The sequence below is a fragment of the Glaciecola sp. SC05 genome, from assembly GCF_041380235.1.
Lineage (GTDB): Bacteria > Pseudomonadota > Gammaproteobacteria > Enterobacterales > Alteromonadaceae > Glaciecola.
In genome coordinates, this window is the sequence record NZ_JBGIYY010000015.1 from 14740 (window position 1) to 34944 (window position 20205).

General features: G+C 45.6%; 17 protein-coding genes. 1 reads left to right on the top strand and 16 read right to left on the bottom strand.

Going from position 1 to position 20205, the window contains the following annotated elements; translation table 11 throughout:
* Positions 1-26 precede the first annotated feature (26 nt).
* Positions 27-1271 carry a DUF418 domain-containing protein gene (locus AB9H30_RS13810; RefSeq protein WP_371195279.1) on the top strand — a complete coding sequence of 415 codons (1245 nt, stop codon included), beginning with the start codon at positions 27-29 and terminating at the stop codon, positions 1269-1271.
* 370 nt (positions 1272-1641) lie between these two features.
* Here AB9H30_RS13810 and AB9H30_RS13815 read toward each other — a convergent pair whose 3' ends face one another.
* The 16 genes from AB9H30_RS13815 to AB9H30_RS13890 form a co-directional block, all read right to left on the bottom strand.
* The gene (locus AB9H30_RS13815; RefSeq protein WP_371195369.1) at positions 1642-2436 is read right to left on the bottom strand and encodes a CLCA_X family protein; all 795 of its coding nucleotides are present in this window, start codon (positions 2434-2436) and stop codon (positions 1642-1644) included.
* Between the two features lie 85 nt (positions 2437-2521).
* Positions 2522-3529, bottom strand: coding sequence for an AgmX/PglI C-terminal domain-containing protein (locus AB9H30_RS13820; RefSeq protein WP_371195280.1), 1008 nt, complete (start codon positions 3527-3529; stop codon positions 2522-2524).
* Positions 3529-4056 (bottom strand): ExbD/TolR family protein, encoded by a 528-nt coding sequence (locus tag AB9H30_RS13825; protein WP_371195281.1) that lies wholly within the window; start codon positions 4054-4056, stop codon positions 3529-3531. Before AB9H30_RS13825 ends, AB9H30_RS13820 begins: the two co-directional genes overlap by 1 nt.
* On the bottom strand, positions 4053-4664 hold the full coding sequence (locus tag AB9H30_RS13830) for an ExbD/TolR family protein (RefSeq protein WP_371195282.1): 612 nt from the start codon (positions 4662-4664) through the stop codon (positions 4053-4055). Before AB9H30_RS13830 ends, AB9H30_RS13825 begins: the two co-directional genes overlap by 4 nt.
* Positions 4665-4675: 11 nt before the next feature.
* Positions 4676-5341 carry a MotA/TolQ/ExbB proton channel family protein gene (locus AB9H30_RS13835; protein ID WP_371195283.1) on the bottom strand — a complete coding sequence of 222 codons (666 nt, stop codon included), beginning with the start codon at positions 5339-5341 and terminating at the stop codon, positions 4676-4678.
* Positions 5342-5452: 111 nt separating this feature from the next.
* On the bottom strand, positions 5453-5860 hold the full coding sequence (locus AB9H30_RS13840; RefSeq protein WP_371195284.1) for a hypothetical protein: 408 nt from the start codon (positions 5858-5860) through the stop codon (positions 5453-5455).
* Positions 5850-6965 (bottom strand): hypothetical protein, encoded by a 1116-nt coding sequence (locus AB9H30_RS13845; protein ID WP_371195285.1) that lies wholly within the window; start codon positions 6963-6965, stop codon positions 5850-5852. The genes AB9H30_RS13840 and AB9H30_RS13845 overlap by 11 nt, the downstream gene beginning before the upstream one ends.
* Complete coding sequence (locus AB9H30_RS13850) at positions 6955-10455, bottom strand: tetratricopeptide repeat protein (RefSeq protein ID WP_371195286.1); 3501 nt, start codon at positions 10453-10455, stop codon at positions 6955-6957. The genes AB9H30_RS13845 and AB9H30_RS13850 overlap by 11 nt, the downstream gene beginning before the upstream one ends.
* Positions 10452-12746, bottom strand: coding sequence for a hypothetical protein (locus tag AB9H30_RS13855; RefSeq protein ID WP_371195287.1), 2295 nt, complete (start codon positions 12744-12746; stop codon positions 10452-10454). The genes AB9H30_RS13850 and AB9H30_RS13855 overlap by 4 nt, the downstream gene beginning before the upstream one ends.
* Positions 12747-12763: 17 nt before the next feature.
* Positions 12764-13330 (bottom strand): hypothetical protein, encoded by a 567-nt coding sequence (locus tag AB9H30_RS13860; RefSeq protein WP_371195288.1) that lies wholly within the window; start codon positions 13328-13330, stop codon positions 12764-12766.
* Positions 13331-13332: 2 nt separating this feature from the next.
* Complete coding sequence (locus tag AB9H30_RS13865) at positions 13333-14478, bottom strand: DUF3570 domain-containing protein (RefSeq protein WP_371195289.1); 1146 nt, start codon at positions 14476-14478, stop codon at positions 13333-13335.
* Positions 14478-14750, bottom strand: a complete 273-nt coding sequence (locus tag AB9H30_RS13870; RefSeq protein ID WP_371195290.1) for a DUF4266 domain-containing protein — start codon at positions 14748-14750, stop codon at positions 14478-14480. Before AB9H30_RS13870 ends, AB9H30_RS13865 begins: the two co-directional genes overlap by 1 nt.
* A 2-nt stretch (positions 14751-14752) precedes the next feature.
* The gene (locus AB9H30_RS13875; protein WP_371195291.1) at positions 14753-15292 is read right to left on the bottom strand and encodes a TlpA disulfide reductase family protein; all 540 of its coding nucleotides are present in this window, start codon (positions 15290-15292) and stop codon (positions 14753-14755) included.
* An 86-nt stretch (positions 15293-15378) separates the two neighbouring features.
* Positions 15379-16089, bottom strand: coding sequence for an outer membrane beta-barrel domain-containing protein (locus AB9H30_RS13880; protein WP_371195292.1), 711 nt, complete (start codon positions 16087-16089; stop codon positions 15379-15381).
* A 16-nt stretch (positions 16090-16105) separates the two neighbouring features.
* On the bottom strand, positions 16106-16873 hold the full coding sequence (locus tag AB9H30_RS13885; protein ID WP_371195293.1) for an SH3 domain-containing protein: 768 nt from the start codon (positions 16871-16873) through the stop codon (positions 16106-16108).
* Positions 16874-16880: 7 nt separating this feature from the next.
* On the bottom strand, positions 16881-19595 hold the full coding sequence (locus AB9H30_RS13890) for a hypothetical protein (protein ID WP_371195294.1): 2715 nt from the start codon (positions 19593-19595) through the stop codon (positions 16881-16883).
* Positions 19596-20205 lie beyond the last annotated feature (610 nt).

The window sequence follows — 20205 nt, forward strand, 5'->3', positions numbered from 1 at the left end:
AAAATATACATAGGGAACGTGAAACGATGAATAAACCCAGCCTTGCTGCAAATGATGCTGCACCAATATCCACTAGTACACGCTATGATATTTTAGATGCCTTACGCGGCTTTGCCTTATTCGGTATTTTCTATGCGAATGTGCAGTTTTTTTCTGGGTGGCTATTCGTAGACTCTGAAGCAAAAACCAGCATAGCGGGAGCGAATATTTATGATGCCTTTCTGCTGATGATTATTGATGGCCGCTTTTATACTATTTTCTCCTTTCTTTTCGGCCTTGGCTTTGCATTACAGTTATCGCGCCTACAAACTAAAGTGGCCGCCAAAGCTAATCTACTTTATCTGCGTCGACTCAGTATATTGTTACTTATCAGCCTGATACACATGTGTCTGTTTTGGATTGGCGACATTCTTCTCCTATATGCTCTGCTAGGCTTTGTATTATTCTTTATGCGCAAATGCAACGACCGCAGTTTATTAGTCATTGCTGCGATTTTGTTTGTAGTACCTATCCCCGGCTATTACTTGTTTTGGAAACTCGGTATCGATCCATCTCTTGGTTTATATCAAGTATCAAGTTATTTAGTGAATGGTAGCGATAATATCAGTGGGTTTTTTGCGGGCTTTTACGAAACAGTCCATACCACAAGTATTGTTCGTTATTTTGAATTAAACTTGGAAATTGCCATTGGCAGGCTCGGATACTATTTTGATACTTGGCGTATTCCAAAAGTATTAGGCATTATGCTCATTGGTATGTGGGCAGGACGCCAATTGATAGCAGGTAAGTTACTAGAGAACACTGTCTTGTTAAAAAAGACGATTTTATTTGGCCTAATATTGGGCTTACCTTTAACTGTTATATACGCCAATTTGTCTGGGCTAAACTCATTTCAAGCACACTCGGCAGATGGTTTTTTATCGGTGATTGCGTACATGCTTGCCGTCTTTCCACTCGCCTTTGCATATATCGCGATATTTACTTTATTGTGGCGAAAGTACCCTTCGATATTAAGTGTGTTTACCGCGCCTGGGCGCATGGCACTCTCTAACTACCTACTACAAACCTTTTTGGGTATTAGTATATTTTACGGTATTGGTTTTGGTATACACCTGCAAGGTGCTCCTTGGAGTTTAGTTGTCGTCACTATACTGGTTTTTACCTTACAAGTTGTATTGTCGAATATGTGGTTAAAAGTATTTATGTATGGGCCTAGCGAATGGATTTGGCGCATGTTGACCTATGGCAAACGTTTACCAATTAAAAGATAAAGATGAAAAAATTGAGCAGCGGGTTAATTAACACTTTGCTAAGCTCACTGAGATTTCTTGCTAGTAACAATCGAAGGGCAATGGGTAGGCTCAGCACCCACTAGCGAACTAAATAGCCTTGTAACATATCATCAACCAACAAGGTTGCATTTTGCGCCGTTCGCCTTGGTCGGCTAGGTTTGCAGAAAATTTAGGATGGTAACGTTCTACCACTTAAATAAATACTCACACTATGTTAAAAGATATCAAACAATATTATCGACAGACAATAGCATAATGAGTTGCCCGCTAAGTGACCGAGACTATTATAAATGAACCTAGCAGGTGGGAATAAGCAAAATAGCAGCTAACCGAAGAGGTCGGCCTTGGTCTAGTTAGAAACTGCCTGCCCCAATTGATAAAAGTAGATTTGCAGGGCACTGGCTATTTTTCGAAGCACTTCGCCAGTTGGATACAAGCCAATTTTAGCTTCTTCACTTTGTTTCGTACCTTGAACTAAAAAGGCATTTTTGATGCTGTGGTGCTGAATAACGCTCTCAAATGCACGCGCCCCCACTTCTTGTGGGCGAGCGTAATAAAAGGTCCCTCTTGCAGAGTCGGCTTTAATACTGGCCTGAACAAGCTCGCTAGGACCCGAGCCATAATCATTTAAAAAAATAGGCACAAATGCCTCTGCCAGACGTTGGTTAAGGGGGTGATGTATCATGTCATCTAGATCATTAAGCCAGATTTCAGTAGCAAATTGATTGGGTCTATCAACGCTATACATTCGCTTTGACACATAGTGATCAAAGGCATGAAACCACTCGTGTGCGAGCGCCCCACCACCGGCATTTTTAGCTAATGCCAGCTGCCTTTTTGCACTATTATAGTGAGCACTTGCAAACCTTTGGCCGCCTACTCCAAAAGCTAAGGCTAAGGTTCCACGTAAAGATATTACTTGGGGAGGCACTCGCAATATATCCATTAAATCACTGAGCGCATCAAAAAATAAATTCGCAGCGATTTGCTGCTCTTCTTTAGTCACCCACTTGCCAATTTCAACACCTCGAAACCCAAATAGTTTAACAATATCGGCAAAGGACACGTCTGCCCCGCCGCGATGATGCTCACCGTTGCGATAGTAAGCTTTATAAAGACGACTTTTCTTTTGTGTGGACAAAATGAGACCTGAATACAATGCAAGTACACCTTAGCTTAGAGTAAAGGTAGTGAGTTACTGCTTCTGAACTAAGTTAAGGTGACTGTTATTAAAATGGTAAAAAATTAAACGCGTATTCCAGCTCAGTTTGCGACACATTTTGTGCGCCAAAGTTAATTAGGCTGATTCGCGTTAGTAGCTTTTGTACGAGCTCAGGCGCATCTAGTTCAGAATCGACTAAAGTGACCTCTGTAAGCGTTCCGTCTGGCGCAATGATAAGACGTACCGAAAGCTTACCTTCAATACTTGGGTCTTCGCGCAGGGCTCTGCGATAGAGTGAATATACCGCGCCTTGATTGGCATCGAGTATTTGCCGGATCTGGTCAAGATCACGATTACCAATAACTTGTGACTCAGTTTCAATACGCTTGGTTGCCAAAGCCACTTCGCCTTCGCTGGCAGCCACAAACTCAGTATTGCGACGCCCCTCAAGCTCACCAGCAGCGCCAACATCAGATGACAAATTACTGGTCTGTATGCCTCCACTAGTGCTAATGGTTTGTGATGCAATTACGTTACGCGCCGTAACGTTGGATTGCCCGCCGCCTTGGCTCATATCGGTATTTGCCAAATTGCTTAAGTTAGCTTGCTCTCGCATGCTCGCTAGCTGATCCTGAAAAGCCAATACGCCTTTACTTTTGGCGGTCTCCCTGGCTTGGGTCACCTTTTCTTGTTCTGATATGACTTCAGGTGGCTTTTCTTCAGGCATGACTGCAGGCGGTTTTTCTACTGGCGTTTCAAGCACAGGCTCTATCACTTCGGGCGGCTCAATAACTTCTGGTTCGGGTTCGGGCTCCGGCTCGGGTTCAATTTGTGGCGGCGGTGGCGGCGGCGTTTTGGCTTCAATGATTTTCGCCAGTTGAGGTGGTAACTTTTCTTTTTCAGCTCTTGGTAACTCTGGCACCTCGTTAAAACTAAAAAACACTGCCAGCAATAGCGTCGATACCAGCACCAGCACGCTGATTTTGAAAAAGCGTGAATTTTCGTTTTGAGAAGAGCTCCAAGGCAGTTGGCTTTCAAAATATTGATGCTGAGCATGCGAAGCAATATTCGACATTATTGCATCCCTCCCGAGCTCAGTGCGCTGCCATTGTCTTGGGTATTTTCGACCGCAAGCGCAATATTCGTGTAACCTTGCGCAGCGCAGGCCTGCATAATTTGTTTAAGCACCGCATAAGAGGTGGATGCATCGCCCATAATGGTAATCGATTGTGCTTGTTTTGCTTCATCACTTAAATCGCTGCGTCGCTGAGTATGATAATCAAGCTCTGCTTTTAGCTGCATAATGGCTTGTTCGTCTTTCTCTGCTAATGCTTGGGTACTGGTAAGGGCTTTACCTTGCAGTAAAACCTGCTGTTTGGTCACCATCAACAGTAGCGTATCTTTTGCGGGCGTATCGGCAATCGACTCTGGAAGTACAACTTGATCACTAGACTGCAGCACCTGTACATCCGAGGCGTTTAACATCAAGAAAAACACCAGAATCGTAAAAATATCCATTAACGACACCAAGCTCAACTTAGAGCTTTTTTGGTTGCGTTTGTGATTACGATCCATACGCTTTGCTCGCACTGACTGCTTCATAAAGCGCCTCCATTGCTAGCGTTTGCAGCGGCTTGATCATTCACAACATTTGAATTGAGCGGTGCGTCGGCTAAGGATACTTCTGGAAACAACTCAGCATCGACTACCGACGCTGCCACCACGTCTTTATAGGAGCGCGATGCGTCAATTAAGCTAACAATGGTCTGGTAGTCGGTGTCTTGCTGCATGAGCAGACTGAGGTCTTTTTTATCAACACCCTTACCTAATAACGTTTGCTTGATCTGCTTTAAGGTCTCTTGCAACGCTGCATAATCGTGCACCATGCGCGGCTGAGCTACATTCAAATCTGTCGTCTCGTTATCCTCAGGTACAAATGAAACCATCGGGATTTTCGTAACCAAGTATCCTTGCGGAAAATAGATTTCAAGCCCTGCGTTATTTACCTGCACTTCTAATACCTGTGCCTCAATACTTTCATCTTCTGAAAGCCCTGCAAGACCAGGAAGATTGAGCTCAACCACAGTGATTCGTGAAAACACCATCATCATCAGCAGCACCGGCACCAGTACAATCATCAAATTCATGAATGACGTTATGTCTAGATCGGCATCGGCCTTTTGAGCGCGTTTGCGTCGATTCGCTAGCATGAGTCTGCCGCCTACTGATCAGACGTGCGAGTTTTCGGGGTCAAATGTTCCAGCGCAATCAGGCTGTTCAAACATTTCACGCCGGCCATTTCCATACTGTCTACAATTTCGGTGGTTTTAGTCTGCAGTAAAGCATGAAAACCCAGCAGTGGGATTGCCGATATTAGACCAAATGCGGTGGTATTCATCGCTACCGATATAGATTGAGAGAGCAAGCTTGCTTTGTCCGAAGGGTCAGCCGTTGCTACCGCCGAGAATGCAGCAATTAAGCCGATGATGGTGCCTAGCAAACCTAATAATGTCGCAATATTGGCGAGTGTGCCAAGATAAGGAGTGCGTTTTTCCAGCCTTGGTACGGTCTCCATCAGACCCTCTTCCATTGCATATTCAATATCTTCACGGCGAGGGCTAATGGCAAGGCGCGATATCCCAGCGCCAATAACGCGACTGATAGGAGCGGTACTCTCTTGCGTAATTTGCAGTATTCTATCGAACTGCTGATTAGCTAACAGCGGCTCAATTTCCAAAAATGCATTTTTGTTGGTGCGCGTCGCAAAAATCAAAAATACATAGCGCTCTATGGTAATAGCAATACCAATTGCCAAAACAATGGCAATGGGTAGCATAAACGAGCCACCTTCTTGAAAAAATCGCGTAATGGTATCCAACATATCCATGGTATTGCTCTCTTGTATATTAAGATTAAATTAACTGCACTTACTGTAGCGCAAATAGATTGAAGCTTATGTTTGCTATGCGCACTCGTTTATAAAAATACATACCTAAAGTTAGTCATTTTTTTTGCTGATGCTCGTGCTATCTAGCAAAATGCCGTCCACTACTGAAAGGTCCCTTAAAAATTGGCTGCGCTCGATGCTTGGCAATTTTTGCACCACTGGCTGCCATGTTTGGGTTTCATTAATTCGCTGATGACTGGGCAGTTGCCAAGGCACAATGGTAAGTACTTGAGGCTGTTCCTTATTGGCTCGAATGGTTTGTTCTAAGCGCAGCACCTCAGGCGAACCAACAGCTGGCTGGCTCAGCATAGGCGCAGTTTGAGCCACTGATTCATCTTCGCTTTGCTGCTGTGCAGTGCTTGCCATCGACATCGTTAGCAGCGCTGCACCCATGCAGATCAATTTACCGCCAACGCGACACATCTTAAATGGATGTTCGGTATATCGCTTAATACTCATAGCGGTTTCCTTGCAAAACAACTTGCTCTAACGACGAACTTGCGATTAAAGGAGAGTTTATATCGCGCTTGCTTTTAAATACTTGCTTTGCTGTATCTATTCCTGCAGCCTTTAACTGGCGCTCAAGATCAAGCTGCCAACCGTTTACTCGGCGCAACTCTCGTTTTAATAAATCTGGCGCTAAAAATTCGCTTATCATGTCAGGGGCCAGCATAAGGTCTTCAGTCGCTAAATCTTTGGCTTGATAGGCCTTTTGAAATTCAAGCAACGCAGAATATGTATTGTAATCCTCGAGCGCTGCGGCCTTATTTCCCATATACAAATCATGCAGTATCCCGCGATTTCTATAGCTAGGCGCATGACCAGGGTAAGCTTCGATAGCTCGGCCGTATAATCGTAAAGCTTGATCAAATTCACCGTCTTCGCGATGCAGTAAAGCTCTTCGATTAGCCGCTTTATAATTATGCGGATTTAACGACAGGGCGTTTTCATAACTTTGCTTGGCAAGGCTGACATTAATGTGGAATTGTTCCTTGAGTGCACGTTTACTATCCTTGCTATCAAAAGCTTGCTGAGCTTGCGCCAAATAAATGTCCCCGGCTAATACGTATGCTCCGCTATTAAGGGGAGACGGATCAGCTTTGGCCTGTTCTATAAAACGTTGCGCTTGCACGAACTCATTGTTTTTATATGCCGCTAAAGCGCTCTCCAATAAAGCTTTTATTGCACCCTGATTAGCCCTTTTGCTTTGCGAAAAACGATTAGGTGAATTAATCAGTGCTAAACGCGCTTGACGAGATTGCTCAGCGGCAAGGGCCTCAGCTTTTGCCTGCGCTAACTCTGCGATTTCAGCAGGGCTTAATTCTGCTGGCACGGCTGCAAGACTTTCTTGAGCTTCGTTATTTTCATTTACGGCCGACTCTGCCTCAGTCGGTTTACCTTGCGTGCCAAATAAGCTGCCAATATTCGCACAGCCACCTAAACTTAAACTCAATACAAGCACTATTAAGGCGCTTAGATTGCGCAGACTCTTTGCATCGACGCACCGTTTAGTAAATATAGTACTAATCGGTATTATTGAATGAGTGGACGATTTATAAGTCATTGGCGTTGACTCCTAAGGTCATTTCTTGCTTGTTATAGCGAGCAGGCAAGGTGTCGCTCAATACGCTAAAGCTCTGCTTAATATAATCGTCGTACAGACCGTTTAAAACTCTAGACACGTTATTTTCATGTAGCTGAATTGCTGTTTCTTCAAAGGGATAAGCCTGCTCTTCGAGCAATAGCTCATACTGACTGAGTTCCAACGGCGATAATTCGGGTGGGCGACTAGATGCCATAAGATCTTGAGCTAGCTGCATATACAAGTTGGCTAAATGATAATTTGCTTGAGTGGCATATTCGGCTACCGCAAAAGACATCACGGTGTCGTAAGCGTTAATCGCTTCACTGAGTGCGTTTTGTTTTTTTGCGAGACTTTCATTGAGCGGTAAGGTCAATTTAATGCGGGTGAACACGGTATCTGCGTCGGTGGCAAAGACCATCGCCGACATTGCGGCTAAGTAGCGCGACCGAGCATTGCCTGCAGCGGCCATCGCTAAGCCTTGACTATTGGCTAGTGCCACTTGGGCCTCTACCAACTTGTTCAACCAAAACCGTCGCTTGCTGTCTTCAGCCGATGCCAAATAGAACTCACTAAGTTTAAATCGCGCCTCATTAGCTAAGTCCATCGGCTGCGGATAGGCATGCGCGTAACTACGAAAAGCATCCAGCGCTTTGTCACGCAAACTCGCCCTGTCATAAAAGGTCGCGGCTTGATAAAGAGATTCACGGCCCAATTCGCTTTGCTGATCTTGTTGCCATTGTGCATATAAAATATCGGCGGCAGATCCCCAATCTTCGGTTTGCTGATAGGCGAACAATAGTTGGCCTTCAATAGAGGACGTTAGCGGATTGTCGGGATATCGCTGCGCGAAATCTAACCATATTGCAATGGCCTGCTGCCATTCACCTAGTAAGGCATAATAACTCGCGCTATCAAACTGAGCATTCACCCGAAAGCTCGAACTTGGGGTATCACTAATAATGGTTTGCCAAAAGCCAATCGCCAGGGCAATCGTCTCGCGCTTTATATCGCTTATGGGCATATCATACACATTGGTCTCAAGCGCTAGCTGCGCCGGCGTTAAGTTAATCACAGATAGTTCTTGTTCGGCTTGTTTATAAAGCGTTGCGGCAAGGCGATCGATTAAATCTTCTCGCTTTGACGCTGCGTTTAAGTCTGTTGCGGGACTTACCAAAGTTTGAGTGGCTGCCCCCTGAGCGTATTCTGGACGCGATAGTAAAGTCCGATAGTAGAACTGAGCACTGGCAAATTGTGCAAGTTCAAATTCACTGTGAGCCATCACCAAAGTAGCGGATACTTGCTGACCTTGCTCGACCTCGTGCATGCTAGGGGCTTCCTCTAATAGCCATTTTGCCCAGCGTTGCGCCTGCATATAATCGCTTTGGTTAAACAAAGTCTGCATTAAATTTAAAGCAATCACGGGGCTGCGTCTGTCACTCGCAAAGTTTAATATAAAGCGCTGCTTACTAAACTGTGCGTTGCTTAGCTCTGGGTCTTTTCTCGGTATGTTTGATAGTTCGCCAACTGCATTATCGCTAACTACGGCTTTAGCAGCTATTTGCTCATAGGCTAGTAGCGCAGCATAGGCGGCTTCAACCGCCAAAGGGTTAGGGGAATCTTCATAAGCATAGGTTTCAAAGGCGTCAATGGCTTGCTCGTAAAGATTAAGCGCGGTGTAGGCTTCGGCCAAGTAGAATCGTAACTGCGGTACTTGTTCATCGGCTCGGCCACCGGCATAGCTAAAGGTGCGAATATAGTTTTCGTAATAGTCTATGGCCTGTTGATAGGCTTCCAAGCGAAGGCTAATTAAATCAAGGGTTGAAGCACTTCGAAATACATTGCTTTGCTGAACGCTAAGCCCTGTTGTTACAAAGCCCTGCATTAGGTCTTGTTGTTCAGCCATACCGCTATATTGCTCGGCGGACTGCTCTGCGGAAATTGCTCTGGCTTGTAAAATGGCGTCGATGCCTTGAGCAATGCTATGTTCGGTTTGCGCAAGCTCCGTTAAATAGACTTTTAAATACGGCACCGCTGCCTCGCCAATGGGCGAGTCTAGGCGTTTAAGGACATCTCCTCCCAAAGAATATGTTTCGACAAAGCCTTGTTTTGCTGTGATCACTCGTTCAGGAAACTCACCAAGAATATAAGCATCTATGTGCCGCACATAAAATTCTACGGCACGGGCATGAAAAGGATGGTTTTCAGCAAACACGAGCAATGCATCAGCACTGTCACCAAAACGGTCTTCGTCGAGGTATTGCTGAGCGAGCTCCTCGAATACTAAATGTTGATAGGGCGACGCTGGGCGTTGAGCATAAAAGTCAACAATGGCTTCGCCACTGCCCTGATAAGAAAAAGTTAGCGCCATAACGCGGATACTATCTTGCAATAAGCGCATTTCACCTTTAGACAGTGAGTCAAGCTGATCAAGAGTTATCAATTCTAGGCGCTCGGCATCACCTAGAGTATGTTGCAGCATTAAATCGAAGGCATGCAGGGCATTGTCATAATTGTCTTGTTTAAACTCACTCCAACCTAACATGTAGGTAGAAATACCATAGAAATTGGCACTGTTTTGCAGTTGCGCTTCTTGGTAGCTGCTGACTACCGAACCATAATAGTTTGCCGCCTCGGCATATTCACGGCGATTGAAATAATACTCGCCAATCCGAAAATAAAGCTCAATATGTTGCTCACTGATACCAAACGATAGCAAATTAAAGGTTGCTAAGAACGTCTTGGCCACTTCAACGCTTTGTTGCTTTTGACCAGATAAATCAAGCGCACGTGATAGCTGATACATCGCATCCATTTGCTTGCGGTTAAGCGCTTGCTGCTCAGCACTAAGCGGATTAAGCGTGCTTGGCTCTATCACTTCATGTTCATTGAGCACTAGCGAATAACTTTCAATCGCCGCCTGAAAAGGATGGCTAAGAGTAGCGCTTTGTTTTGTATTTTGAATCGAATCATTTTGAACAAGTTGCTCAAAATCGAGACCTTGCTCAAGCGCCTGTTCGGCCAGCAACATATTAATATCAGCCAATCTAAACGCCGCCTGCCGGCGCTGAATAGGGTCAGTGATCAGCGGCAATAGCGCCTCGTACTCCGCCTTTTTTTCGGCCAGTGACAAAGCGGGTATATCTTGTACTGATTGCTCAACTTGAGATGAGCCTAAGTCACTGCTAGTTATGAAGCTGTTGCTTGCCTGCTCGCCAGTCGCGTCAATGGCATCATCAACGAACTCTATATCTCTGCCTTGCGGCATTAAATCTAAGCTAGCTAAACTGGGTCGGCTGCTTTTTCCTGCTAGTAAGCGAGCCTGCTGCGCTTTTTCAAGATCAGATAGTTGCAGTCGGTCTGCTTGAGTCGAGTCATCGTCATCAAACATGCCGCTTAGGCTAGAGCAACCTGCGACACTTACAAAAACCGCACACAGCATGCCTGAACGGAGAAGCCGAGAGATGTTCATTGCTGAGCCTCCGGCGTGAGATCTTGCAATCTCAATTTGGCCAGGCGCGTGTTAACTTGCTGCGTATTTAACGCTTGAATACGACGCTCCACGATCATTAATAAATTGTTTTGCAACTGCGCATTTGCATGGCTGTAAACTGCACGAGCCTGAGCCTGCTGTCGCTGAATTTCAATGGCTAAATTTTGCAGACTTTGCTGTTGCTCAGCAAACAGTTGACTGTCTTTCTGGCGCTTTACCAAGCGCTCATAACTATTTTTAGCATCTAATACTGCCCGTTGCGCTTGCTGCACAAAACGTTTGTGCTGCCAATGATTGACCACAAATTCATCATCAAGCTGCCATTGTAAGATGCCCTGGACGCGCTCTAAACGAAGCTTTAATTTTGGATTGAGCGGGCGTGAGCGAGTATCGTCATTCAATAATCGCGTAAGGCGTTGTTGGGCATTGTTGATTCTTTGTATGTGTTTAAGCTGGTCTTGAGAGGCCATTTCAAGCTTGATGGTTTGCCGCTGCTGCGGATCAGTGAGTCTATCTTGTATTGCAACTAGCTGAGCGTTTGCTTGCTCAAGCTCGGCTTTTACGTCGCTCAACGAAAGTTCTTGTTGGCGCTTTGCAAAGCGCTGCTGACGTACGCTTAACATTTGCGCCAAGGTGTTTAACTGTTGCGTTTTTTGGTCTAAATTTGCGAGTACCTGCTTGGCCTCTCGCCTAACGTTCAATAAAAAGTAGGCATCAAAGTCTGGCTGGGTCGACAAAAACATACGTTTAATATCAAGCAAGTTGCTTGGCCAATACTCGATTTGCTCGTCTTGTAAAACTGCATTCGCCTTATCTTCAGCAGACGGCTCTAAGCCCAAAGCAACGGCTAACTCTGATATCGACTCTACCCGCTTTGGCTGAGAAGAGGATTGCGCAGATATATTGTTTTGCGTAAGGCTTTGTTCACCCGTCATGCTCGCTGATACAGGCTCTAAGCTATCAAAAAAGCCATCATCTTTAACCCGTTCAGAAAAATTCTGCAGGGCATCTATGGTGTTCAAAATCTGCGAAGTGGTATCGTCTAGGGCAAAAAACGCTTGGCTAAAATCACCCTGCTGCTGATAAGCATAGGCCATTCCGTAGCTTGCCTGCAGACCATACAGGCCCTCAGACTGCTCTTGTAAATATTGCCACACCGAGATGGCGTTTTGCCAACGGTTTTGTTGGGCCAAAGCCCAACCTAAGGTTAACAGGGCCTGCTCACTTTCACCGCCCCGCTTTGAAACTGTGTTGATCACCTTTAAAGCATTTTCATCATCTTGCTGTTGCAATAATGAATAGGCTAGACCCAAGTTAATGCGGTCGTATAAAGCATCTATCTCTTGCTGTTGGAAAAGGTCGCGCGCTTGCTCTAACTGCCCTTGAGATTGTGCATTTGGATCGCTAGAAAACCAATTTAGGGGATTTAGCCAGTTAAAACTTAACGCCGAGCGAGCGCCCTTACCCGCCAGAACTAACCACGAATTTTGAATACGTTCGTGCCCTAACAGTGACTGCTTTGCAGCAATAAAGCTTTGTTCGGATTCAGCAAAGTCGCCGTTGTTGAACTGTGATGATGCATAGTTAGCTTGAATGTATGCCGGATAAATACTGCCCTTATCAAGTTTTACAAACATACTCTGCCAATCTTGCCCCTGCTGCATGCGAGAAAAGGTCGTTAAATAAATAAGCTCTTGCCATTGTTGCTCGTCGATGTAATCGATTAGATCTTCTTGTTCAATGGCCGCATAAGCACGCTCGCTCAGATAATACTGCCGATTTTCAAAGCCCGCTTTTGCCAGCCAAAACCAAGTATTAGCCTGCACATATTCTGAGCTTGTTACAGACAATAAATTAAGCAACAGGTCTTGTGCTTGGCTATATAGCCCCACATTTAATTGTGATGCGCCCTGCATTAAGCGCAGACGGTCTTGGTCGTCTTGGGAAAGTTTTATAAATTGATGTGAGGCATCGCCTACCTCTATCAACATCAAAGTAGTGTCGTACTGCTTTTGAAAGTACTCAAATAGAATATGTTCATAGTCTGCCTGCTGTTGCGCAGTTGCAGAGGCTTGTTTTTTCTGCGCATCGAGCATCGCTTGTTCGACGCGATTTTCAGCGGCTTCATCAAGTTGTGAAAGCGGGCTGCTTTGTCCATTCACAGGGCCCGACAACGCTAACACTAGGCCCAATAGCAAAGCTCGCAGTTGCCAACTCATATAACGCTGACCGCCCTGCAGGCTATTTTGTAAGGTATGCTTAGACCGCACGCAATGCATCCACTCATCTATAAGGTTTGCGCGGTAAACTGCGGCTGCTGCTTACTGCTGGAATCAACAACCTCCAGCTCAATGGCAACCGGCTCATCGGTTTTACTAAAACTTAGATTGACTGCTCGTTTGTATTCTCTGCCCTCAGGGCCAATACCAATAAAGAATGCCGTTAGCTCATGCTCACCTTGACCTACGTTACCGACATACAGTCGCTGTACTCCGCCTCTATATAGCGCATTTACCTGACGTTCAGTGTATAAATAATGCGTAGCAACTTCGTTATTGATTTTGAGCTCTACCGAATCTAAAGCAAAATATTCCCCGATATCCATCGATAAATACACCGCGACCTGTGTAGAGGCAGGAAACAGTAAGTCTTCCTCTAAAATAAACAAGTCTCGGTTGAGGTTGATCATGGCTTGTTTGAGGCTTTCTATCTCTTGCGCTAGGTCGCTTTGCTCATTGTTTTGTGCATGAGCAAGCGATCCAAACAAGATCAAGCAGGTCATACATAGCGCATTGACTAGTTTTGACAAATAGCGATGGTTAGCGATTGATTGTGTAGCGTTCGTTTGTTTCATAGTTAATACCATATTGAGCCATAGATCTTGAACACACTCGCAGAAAAGCCAAATAAAGGCTCCTCACCAATTGGGCCTTCGGCGGTGACGTCACGGAAATCTTCGTAATCGAAGTTCATATAGTCATATTCAAAATTGATGCTGCTTTTCTTGATCGTCGCAGTCTGCGAAAATTGCCATTCGTAGCTTAAACCAATGCCCACGGTTAAGCCGGTATACGTGCTCATTTCTTTGTCCCGTGCCATAAAGTTAAACTGGTCTTCACGCTGGAAAATATCTTGGTAAAAATCGGCAGCTTCTTGGGAGTAATAACGCACAAATACGTCTAGCAAAAAGCCATTGTGGGGATGCAGATATCCAAAGCGGAAGTTGTTGGCTTCAATGCCCCAAGAGTCACTGTATACACGAGCATCCGCATAAATAGCGGCTCGATAGGGTAAGTAGTAATTGGCATTTACCGAGTAAGCGTTAGACGAGCGCGTATTGGGATAAGTCTCAGTGACAAAACTAAAGCCTCGCGCAGCATCAGGATCAATAAAACGAATGCTTCGGTATGGGTTGTTGAGATAACCTTCGTCTGAAATATGCTCGGCATTAAACCCAACAATTAGGCTTTTGGTTAGCACTTGGGTCAAACCGAAGCCAAATTTTTGTCGATCAGCCTCTTCAGAGAAGGACTCATCGCCACGTCGACCGACTTCATCCCACCCTTTAGAATATGACAGTGAGATGCTCGATAGATCACCAAAAAAGTCTTGGCTGACGCCTACATAAACAGAATTAGCTTCAAAATCGTTTTCGCTGCTGTTGGTCATACTGACGCTGAGCAGTGTTTTCTCATGCAAAAAATCGGTACCTACCGTGGTTTCTTTGCGCTCTTCTTGATAAGGCGAAGCGGTTGCCCTGACATCAATAGACGCTCCCGACACCGTATCTACGTAGTAGTTGGCTGATACCGAAACCTGAGTACCGATGGCTTTTCTGAGTAGCACCGCCGGTCCGTCAATCGTCACACCATCGCCTTCATAACGATGGTACATCACGTCCGATCGGTCTTCGGGCAGCACTGCTGCCTGACTCAGCGTTGCAAGAGTAGCGCAGGTCAGTAAGCAAATAACAGCAATCTTGCGGTTAGCGCAAAAGATCATTAATTACACCCACAGCCACCGCCAGCGCCACCATCAGCACCTCTGGCGCCTTCACGAGACTCATTGACGTGTTTTGCAAAAGACAGTGCAATAGGGTTGCGGTTCATGCTCATAATAGGGTCAGCTAAATTACTGCGTTCAAAAGGCTTAACCCAAGGTTCAATGCTTGCCAACTGCCAACTGTCATCCATATTGTCAAAGGTGGAAGCACAGCCCCCTAGGTTTAGACCTGCTAGCAGTAGAGCTAGGGTTTTTAATTTAGTCATTCGCATTACTATTCCTCCCGCATCAGCATTTTGATGGCTTTTTCGTATTTCACTTCATCGCCCTTACGATATCCAAGATGGAGTAAACGTTGATTGCCGTCACGATCAATGATTACCGTGGTGGGCATGGCATTGACGTCATATAGCTGACTAACGTTACCATCAGTGTCGTAAAGCACGGGGAATGACACTTCTATGTCATCGAGTAAAACATTTGCCTTATCAGGATGGTCATCTACATTTACGGCTAATATTTCAAAGCCTAAATCTCGATACTCTTGATAAATTTCTTCCATTTCAGGCAGCTCTTCTCGACATGGACCGCACCAAGAGGCCCAGAAATTGACCATTACAATGTTGCCGCGCTGTTCCGAAAGGCGAATGTTGCCGCTCTCTTTACTCTTTAAGGTAAAGTCAGGAGCCAGCGCTGGTTCACTGGCCAACGCGCTTGAGCTTGACAAAATAAGCGCTAACAGCACGCTGCAGGCGCTAATGCTTTGAGCGAATTTGCTGACATTTTGAAGCTTGAGATACTGCATATTTTTCATAAAAACTCTCTCTTATTAACGGTGTATGTGCCCTATGTATTTGCGTGGTATTTAAAACCGCCAAGTAATTATCTAAGGCCCTTAATCTAAAAGAAAAAAGATGTGGATATGGTATAAGTTAAATTTTGTACGTTCTTTTCGGCGCCAATTATATCGCTGTTGAAAATGTGGTCGCGAACGTCTAAGCGCACCGCAAAAAAATCGGTCAATAGGAGTCGGTAGCCGGCACCCGCTGACAGCGTGAAACGTTCGTCTCCTCCAAATTCGGTGCTGCCTGCACCTAACGTTAGGTACAAATCAGTGTTAAGCACCAAGTTATCCGTGACAAATAGCTCACCATTAAAGTTGTAGCCCAAAGACACATCGTAGTAGCTATAATCTCGCTGTGCTTCGGTTAAAAACGGGGCGCCGCCTGAAAGCACTTCAAAGCTTGTCTCACCTGCAGTGGTGGCTCCATAAGTGCCTTCGATAAACAGGTTTTCGTTGACGTGGTAGGCAATCCGCGCGCCATAAATCACATTGGATTCAAAATCTTCGATACTGATCACGCCGGCAAAGGCCGTTACTTCGATATTTTCAGAGTCAATATCAAACTCTTTGATGTCTCGACGCTCAATATTTGGGTCAATATCTGGGCTTTGTGCATTGCTCGAGGCCTGAGCTTGGGCATTTGATACCACTGATAAACTTAAGGCCATCGCTACCAATAATGCCGTCAACGTTAGACTTGCCGAAACCATAACGCGCGGCGCGGTGAGGGTATTTGTTTTGCTAAAAGCTGAAATGATTCGATGCATTTGCAATGTCCTAATATTAAAAAAACACGCTGGCACCCAGCATCCACTGGTCCAGTCGTTCTTGTTCGTCGCGGTCGGTCAAAGCCAATAAAGAACGGTACTCTGCTCTTAGAAGCACGCTTCTGGTCAGGTAATAACGAACGCCAGCAGCCACTTCATAATGACTCGACTTTCTTATTTCATTGCCGCTTTGCACCAGGTTTGCACGAGGCTGCGTGCGAATTTCACCCGTGCCTATGGCTAAATATGGGCTGATCTTCCAGCCCGGAAACAGGGTGTGACGCATGCGTATCGACCATATTTTGTTATCTGAGAAATCCCCTAAGGCTTGGGTATAACTTGCATCAACGCTCAAGTTACGGGTCCATACCCATGTGCCCACCAGCGTCATTGCCGAAATATTGTCTAGTACACCGCCGGCGATACTGATTTCCCAATCGCGGGTTTGATAATCATCAAAGGTTCCTGACGATGCCATCAAGCCACTGCCATCTGGCAAGGCCGTCTCAAGCAAGCTTTCTTGTCTAATCCAGCCCTCAAGGGTTTTCTCGCCGCGGCCATCGATACGCACTTTGTACCATCCAGTACGCGACATCAAAATCTCGACGTTTTCACCCTTGCTTACCACATGAAAAACGGGGTATTCACTCGCAGGACCAGTATGAACGTCAATAAATGGACTGGTCACTACCACATTCAGTTCGTCTGCATGCCCTTGCATATGAAGCGCAAAAATAATAAAAATTAAGCTGGCTCGCCACCGAGCAAACACGCAAGATCCCATGTGTTAATTAGTCCTCGGGTGCATCAAAAGGATTGTTATAATACTGTCCACCTATATCCAACCACTCTGCAATTAATCTAAGTTCTGACGGTGATAACCATCCTTGATGGCTGCCACTTTCAAACATTGCAAAAAACGTACCGCTTGCCAATGCCCCTTGAGTATTCATACTTGCTCTTACCCCAACCGTCTGAGTTATGGGAATTGGGTTGCCTTCAGGGTCTAAAATTAATTCGCCGTCTTCGTCTACCAGAAATACTGGGTCGCCATTTTGGTCAAGCACCGGCACTAGCCTGTCTAGCAACGCGCCTTCCACAATTTCGACTTGATTGTCATTGAACATCAGTTCGCGGTAGCTAGTAAGCAAATCAGGGTCATCGCTTGACGGTGTATTGCTTAAATCTAGCTGGGCGAGCGGTACTTGAAGCAGACCTTCAGAGTCAGCGGGCGAATGACATGAACTGCAGGTATTATCTTGCAGCACATTGCCTAACTCATCAGCTACAATGCGCGGCAAATCGATGATCGGTGCGATACTGTCAGGGTAATTAATCACCGAGCGGCAAATTGGCGTCCAATTTTGCGCGCAGGCGGCAGTTACTGGCAATGCGGTTTGCAAATCAGCGTAAGCATAGGTAAATGACTCAGCCGGCGTCTGCGAAGTAGGATCTGCCCAGATATCTTCGAAAGAAATATCCGGTGAGAGCGTCTGCAGGCCACGCACTCGCGTGAGGGTTTGTGCCATGGTTTCGCCTAAATCTGCAAACAACTCTGGGTTAGTATTTGGGAAAGGCACGCCAGTATTAGGTGCCCCAGCATTTATTGACATTGGCTGTGCGTCAATTCGACCGTGGGGCGCAACGCTGTTGCTAGTATGGCAACCTATACAGCTTTTTTGCTCACCGGGCATAAGCTGTAGCCAGTTTTGGTGGCGCTGAGAAATTCGTTTACCGCTCGCATTAACCACTGAAATACTAAAGGGGATATTTGCAGGGATGGCGACTTCTACTGAGCCGTCAGGTTGAATCGGCGTGTATCCAACAATTTCGCGCATCAGTTGATCGCGAGAGCGGCCAAAGGCGCTATTGTCAAAATCCAATACCTCTTCGTCTGGAATAGACACGCTTTTAACCACTCTTAAAAATCGAGCAGGTCGTTGGCTCGCTGGTGTTTGCAGAGGATCACTCATTGCCACTAGGCCAGCAGCGGTGGTATCGCTGCCGTCTATGTCATATACGCTTTGAATATGCAGCACACCTAACCCGCCATCTATCAAGGCTAAGTTGCTGCGGTCAATAGTGCTGTCTGGATTAGCGGGAAACGGTCGACTCTCCATGGCAACCACTTCGCTAATTGCGGTAAGCTCTTGTGCAATGGTCAGCGGAAGCTGCGTACTTTGGCTGTTTTGTCCTGCTTCTTCAGCACCGGGGTCAAACATCCACAGTCCGTATACAGATGGGGCTACTTCAAACTCAGGATTTGCCAGATTATCATCCGAACACGGCGCAATAGTGCGGGCAGCACTGGCATCAGCGCCTTCTGGAAGGGGCTGATAGAGCAGGCACTGCGACCAGCTAAATATGATCCTGCCACTGCCATCCCAAAGCGGGTAAAGCGCATTAATGTAACCTCCAGGTGAAATATCTGCCGCTAAATCAATGCTATCAAACAGAATATTGGCTTGGGCTGGTCCGCTAAGGCTCTGCATACTGTCAATGGGACGCATGTTGTCTACAAAGCCATCAATGTCAATACTGATGTACTGGGTACCAAATAATGGCGTCGAAAACGAGTTGATACCCATTAACACTTTGCCCTCAGGGGTCACGCTTGTGTTGGCATATTGCACATCATTAAGACCGGGTACAGAGCCATGACTGTGACGACCATACATTAAGGTTAAGTCACTGCCATCAGCGTTCATTTGATACAGATTAAAGCCTTTATTTGAACCGGCTTGGTCCCACCGGCTAAATAGTATTTTTCCGTTCGGCAAAACGCTTGGATCGAGATCATGGCTTTGATTGAACGAGATTTGCGAGATGTTGCTGCCATCGCTTTCCATAATATGAAGCACCGACGCGGGCACATCCAAGCCTTCTTCTAGGCCAGCATATTGAGGCTTACCCTCATCTAACAGCCGAGCCTGATTACCACGTTGACGGGTTGAGCTGAAGACTATCCGTCCATCGGCAAGGTAAACCGGTCCGGTATCGTCTCCTGCCTCAGCTAATCTGTCGGAGGCAATCGGCCTAGATAAAGTGTCAGTGCCAAGCTCGTATTCGTATATATTCCAGCTGGGTAGTTCATCCATGCCGTTTAACTCAGGCCCTCTTGCGGCAAAGATTAAACGTGTGCCGGTGTAATCGCGCTCTAAGTCTTTGATATCGACTTGCAGTGGGTCGCCATTTTGATCCGTAGGGGTGGCGTCATCGCCAATGATTAATGTAAGTAACCGTGGAGTAAGATCTATGATGGCAGCCGAAGCGCTTGCCCTCTCCTTGATAATCAGCGATGCACCCGGAATGAATTCAGCCGGCTGAGTTAAATCGCGAGCCGGCTCGCCCTCTGAGACTGAAAGCTGGCGTTCAATATACGCAATAGGTATATCGACAACAATGGGATCTGGCTCTTGTTCCTCGTTAGACACAACGGAGCCGCCGCAGGCCCATAGCAGGGTAAGCAAGCTGAGTGTTATGACCAATCGAAAAATATTTTTCATAGAGCGACCTTTAAATGCAATGTGTGTTCGCTTAGCCATGTAAAAGAACATCACTATAAGGATAACGGCAGCAACTTGAATTTTGCTAGTGTCGCGATTCAACGACGAGCGGCGAATACTAAGCTGATTTTGAAATTATATAGCAGCTCTATTCAGCAGCATGACAGCCAATTTTGATCCAAACAATTTGAGTTATTGCTTGGAGTACATTGACAGCGTTGAGGTCATGGCACAATTTCGCCATTTATATTTAGGCATGTAATTTGATAACTAAGTGAGATAAGCGCAACCCCGCAAAAGGGTTATTAAAAACATTTGATTATATTTATTAGTTATAAAACTTTTATCATTTAGCAGACGCGGGTGTTAAGCGTCACCTCAATCAAAAAGACTCTAAAAAAACATAAACTATTGAAATATATAAATTTTATATTCAAAACTTCTTTAAAAACCATCGTTTAGCCCTTTCTATGTGGAATATTTGCGACTGATCTTTAGGATTTTCTTGGATACAACATCATGCTCACATAAATAATACTCATAAAATCAATATCTTAAATAAAGGGCACGTTTCTTGTAAAGGCAGCAACAGACCGCGTCAGTACCCAAA

What these genes read in the sequence shown, in the direction of transcription:
- AB9H30_RS13810 (WP_371195279.1), top strand. Translation starts at nt 27, where the DNA reads ATGAATAAACCCAGCCTTGCTGCAAATGATGCTGCACCAATATCCACT.
- AB9H30_RS13820 (WP_371195280.1), bottom strand. Translation starts at nt 3,529, where the DNA reads ATGTCGAATATTGCTTCGCATGCTCAGCATCAATATTTTGAAAGCCAA.
- AB9H30_RS13825 (WP_371195281.1), bottom strand. Translation starts at nt 4,056, where the DNA reads ATGAAGCAGTCAGTGCGAGCAAAGCGTATGGATCGTAATCACAAACGC.
- AB9H30_RS13830 (WP_371195282.1), bottom strand. Translation starts at nt 4,664, where the DNA reads ATGCTAGCGAATCGACGCAAACGCGCTCAAAAGGCCGATGCCGATCTA.
- AB9H30_RS13835 (WP_371195283.1), bottom strand. Translation starts at nt 5,341, where the DNA reads ATGGATATGTTGGATACCATTACGCGATTTTTTCAAGAAGGTGGCTCG.
- AB9H30_RS13840 (WP_371195284.1), bottom strand. Translation starts at nt 5,860, where the DNA reads ATGAGTATTAAGCGATATACCGAACATCCATTTAAGATGTGTCGCGTT.
- AB9H30_RS13845 (WP_371195285.1), bottom strand. Translation starts at nt 6,965, where the DNA reads ATGACTTATAAATCGTCCACTCATTCAATAATACCGATTAGTACTATA.
- AB9H30_RS13850 (WP_371195286.1), bottom strand. Translation starts at nt 10,455, where the DNA reads ATGAACATCTCTCGGCTTCTCCGTTCAGGCATGCTGTGTGCGGTTTTT.
- AB9H30_RS13860 (WP_371195288.1), bottom strand. Translation starts at nt 13,330, where the DNA reads ATGAAACAAACGAACGCTACACAATCAATCGCTAACCATCGCTATTTG.
- AB9H30_RS13865 (WP_371195289.1), bottom strand. Translation starts at nt 14,478, where the DNA reads ATGATCTTTTGCGCTAACCGCAAGATTGCTGTTATTTGCTTACTGACC.
- AB9H30_RS13870 (WP_371195290.1), bottom strand. Translation starts at nt 14,750, where the DNA reads ATGCGAATGACTAAATTAAAAACCCTAGCTCTACTGCTAGCAGGTCTA.
- AB9H30_RS13875 (WP_371195291.1), bottom strand. Translation starts at nt 15,292, where the DNA reads ATGAAAAATATGCAGTATCTCAAGCTTCAAAATGTCAGCAAATTCGCT.
- AB9H30_RS13880 (WP_371195292.1), bottom strand. Translation starts at nt 16,089, where the DNA reads ATGCATCGAATCATTTCAGCTTTTAGCAAAACAAATACCCTCACCGCG.
- AB9H30_RS13885 (WP_371195293.1), bottom strand. Translation starts at nt 16,873, where the DNA reads ATGGGATCTTGCGTGTTTGCTCGGTGGCGAGCCAGCTTAATTTTTATT.
- AB9H30_RS13890 (WP_371195294.1), bottom strand. Translation starts at nt 19,595, where the DNA reads ATGAAAAATATTTTTCGATTGGTCATAACACTCAGCTTGCTTACCCTG.